At 65.6% G+C, this 3,061-nt stretch carries 5 protein-coding genes; 4 read left to right on the top strand and 1 reads right to left on the bottom strand.

What is annotated here, in order from left to right:
- Positions 1-390: 390 nt before the first annotated feature.
- From ACOVRJ_RS13150 to ACOVRJ_RS13135, 4 genes are read left to right on the top strand one after another with little or no spacing between them, the layout of a single operon-like run.
- Positions 391-687 carry a DUF1871 family protein gene (locus tag ACOVRJ_RS13150; RefSeq protein WP_422044301.1) on the top strand — a complete coding sequence of 99 codons (297 nt, stop codon included), beginning with the start codon at positions 391-393 and terminating at the stop codon, positions 685-687.
- A gap of 32 nt (positions 688-719) precedes the next feature.
- Entirely contained in the window at positions 720-1,148 is a 429-nt protein-coding gene (locus ACOVRJ_RS13145; protein ID WP_422044300.1) for a hypothetical protein, read from the top strand.
- 15 nt (positions 1,149-1,163) lie between these two features.
- Positions 1,164-1,661 (top strand): DUF4275 family protein, encoded by a 498-nt coding sequence (locus tag ACOVRJ_RS13140; protein WP_422044299.1) that lies wholly within the window; start codon positions 1,164-1,166, stop codon positions 1,659-1,661.
- A gap of 19 nt (positions 1,662-1,680) precedes the next feature.
- Positions 1,681-2,562, top strand: a complete 882-nt coding sequence (locus ACOVRJ_RS13135; RefSeq protein WP_422044298.1) for a hypothetical protein — start codon at positions 1,681-1,683, stop codon at positions 2,560-2,562.
- Between the two features lie 114 nt (positions 2,563-2,676).
- On the opposite strand, the gene ACOVRJ_RS13130 is transcribed toward ACOVRJ_RS13135, so the two are convergent.
- On the bottom strand, positions 2,677-3,061 hold a 385-nt coding region (locus tag ACOVRJ_RS13130; RefSeq protein ID WP_422044297.1), incomplete at its 5' end, for a VOC family protein.

Here is a 3,061-nt window from a genome sequence, read left to right as displayed (position 1 = left end):
AGACCATCATCGAAGCGCCGACCGATCTGCTGGAGCGCTGCATGCGCCAGGCGCAGCAGGAGAGCACGACGCTGCGCGCCGTCATCGAGGAGGGCCTGCGCCTGGTGCTGCGCGCACGCGCTCAGAGACGCCACCCCTCATCAGCCTACCGGAACTGCAGGTGCGTGACCCACTGGTGAGCTGAATCTCGAACGCCGGTGCAACCGCGTTTCTGCAGACCCAAGGATGATCGTCCACCGACGCAGCGAGCAATGGAAACATGGTGACATGACTGCCGTACGAGCCGCCGACCCCTCAATACCGTCAGGGTCTATGTCGCTCAGCAACAATCATCTGATCAGTTGCTCGCGCCTGTCCAAAAGGACCGGACCCGCTCATTGCACACAGCCCATGAACAGCAGAAGTCACTACGACCAGTCGCTCGCGATCGTGAGCTCGGCCATCCGGGCGTGGGACCCTCTCGGGCTTGCCGCCGACGGCGCGCCGCCCGACGAGTATGCGCAGGAGGTGGCCAGGATCGTGGCTCGCATCCCGCGCTGTCGGAGCGAAGCCGAACTGGCTGCCGCGATCTCGGAGGTTTTCTCCGAATCGTTCGAGTCCGACTCCTTCACGGTCGCCAACTGCAGCGAACCCGCCAGGCGGGCCTGGACCGGGCTCGTTGGCGCAGGTCTGTTGCAGCCTGCCTGACCCTTCGCTGTCCAATCGATCGGAGTCGGCAGATGACGCACCGCCTCGAAGACATCGGCAGGACGATTGAAGAAGCACTGCCGATCACCACCGTCCCCGCGGAGCGGGGTTTGCGCCTCGAGATCGCTGGCGTCGACGCCAGCCTTGAACTGGCGATAGGCCAGGAGTTCACTGTGTTCGCGGATTCGTGGCACGAGCACTTTGCGACACGGGATGAACTGATGGCGTTTCTGCAGGGCCTCGTCTGCGGCGCGCTTCACGTGGTGGTCACCTACCAAGGTTCGCGAGCCGTTGCGTACCAGATCGTCGAGACCGGGAACGGCGCGGTGAAGATTCGCTCATCGGGTGGCGCGTTGCTCAGGCCGTGGTGGCGCCAGCGTAAAGAGGTGGTGTTGAGCTACGAGGCTACAGAACGAGGCGAGCGAGAAGCGCCGCAGCGAGTCGCAGCCCCTGGCGCATAGGCTTGGAGTTGTGAGATGCCACGGTTCAATGCTTGGAAGTTTCCCGAAGGGATCGTCGTGCCGGGCGCCAGCGTCCGTCATTTCACCGAGGCCGAAGCGGCCGCCTTGACGGCTGCCTGGCTGGCGGCCTTTGGTACAGACCGGGACGGCGTCAAGGCCACGGGCCCCAAGGGCTACCTCTGGCATGTCTTCAGCGCGGGGCGGTATCCGTGTACGGCGCGTGAAGATGCCCGCAGCACCTACCGGTTGCAAAGCGAGGCCGAGTATCTGGTGCTGCTGAATGGCGGACGCGCGGCTGTGGCCACCGATGCACTGCCGCTGGAGGTGCCGCTGGCTGATTACTGCGTGTTCCCGCCAAACCTCGCCTGGACCATGGCCTTCACGCACGAAGCTCCGCTGGATGGCCCGTTTTTCGCCAGACATGCCCGGTTCGATGAACTGAGCAAGAGCAATCTGGCCCTGGTTCGGAAGAAGCAGGCCGCTGAGGCGGCCAAGGCCAAGGGGTGGCCATAGATCAGACTGGGGTACCACCGTGAGCCAGATCGAGCACTTCATCCATGGGACGGCGGCGCGATTGAAGCGGTTTCGCGCCGCGCTGCCCGCCGGTATCGAGGTGGGTGCGGCGCGGACGCCGGGCGGCCTGATCCTGCGCGAGACTCTCGGCGCCGGGCTGGACAGCGCAAGGGCCATCGCCCGAATCGAGGCGCTGGCGATCGCAAGCGGCGTTGAATACGACGGCCATGGTCGGGATGTCGAGAAGGCCAATGCGCCTGCCGGTGCCGGGCTCGATATCCAGTTCCGTGCCTTCGGCAACCGAACGGGCGTCCGGGCCGGACACGCCTTCGCACTGCCCTTGCCCGATGGGCGGTTCGGGCATGCTGTCTTTCTAGGCGGAGACAAGCAGGGTTATCTTCTCCTGGACATCAGCGCCCTGATCACGGTTCAGCCCGCCAACCCGGAAGCCGTGCGCGAGGCGCCAAGGCGCTATCGCCAGCCGATCCTCGTCTGGCATACCGGCTTCGCCGCCGTGCCGCTTCCGTCCACGGTGCAAGTCGCGCCATTGCCCTGCGAGGTGGTGTTCCGGTCGGGCGTCGGCTGGCCCGATCCGGAGGCGATCGCACGGCTGGAAAGGCAATTCGCGGTCTCGGACACGGAAACCCCGCAAGGCTGGAGAGCCTTGCTCATGGCCATGGCAGCCGCTGGACAACGGCTTCCGGGAATTGAAGGCCACACCTTGGTGACGGCTCGGGTCGGACGGACGGGCGCGCTGAAGCTGATCGAGGATCACACCCTTCTTCGGCCCGCAGACGACGCCCGCTGGCCGATGCGGTGGCAACCTTCGGAAATCGATGAGGTCCTCGCCGCACTGTCGGACGGGACGGACATGGTTGCAGTGAAGGATCAGGTGGAATGAGTTCGCGTCGCTTCGGCACTGCCGAAGCCCGCAAGTCGTGGAACCGTGAAGCCCATGCGCTGCTTGGCGGCACAACCGGCCGGCACTCCCCGTCGGCGGGCAGCGGTGTCAAAGTCAGAGCTGTTCTGAGGCATCAAAGTCCAGCTCCACCCTCGCCCCGTTCGGGTCGAAGCTGAAAAGCTGCCAGGTGCCTGCCCCCGCCTGGCGGCGCAGGTCGTAGCGCAGCCCGCGCTCATCGAACCGGGCCTTGACGGCTTTGAGGTCGCTGGCGGTAAAGGCCATGTGATCGATCACGCCCGTGGCAGCGGCGGGCGCGGGCCGGTCCCAGTAGATGTGCAGCACGGCCTGCGTGCCCCCTGGGGCGTACAGCCAGGCCCCGGGAAAGCCGAGGTCCGGCCGGTGCCCTTCCACCAGACCCAGCAAGCCGCAGTAGAAATCCAGCGTCGCCGCGCGGTCCTGCGCGGTGATGGTGAAGTGGTTCATGCCTTGGATCATGGAA

The sequence above is a fragment of the Roseateles sp. genome (genome assembly GCF_049240545.1).
Taxonomy (GTDB): Bacteria; Pseudomonadota; Gammaproteobacteria; order Burkholderiales; family Burkholderiaceae_C; genus Paucibacter_A.
This window is presented reverse-complemented; position numbering and strand designations above follow the sequence as displayed.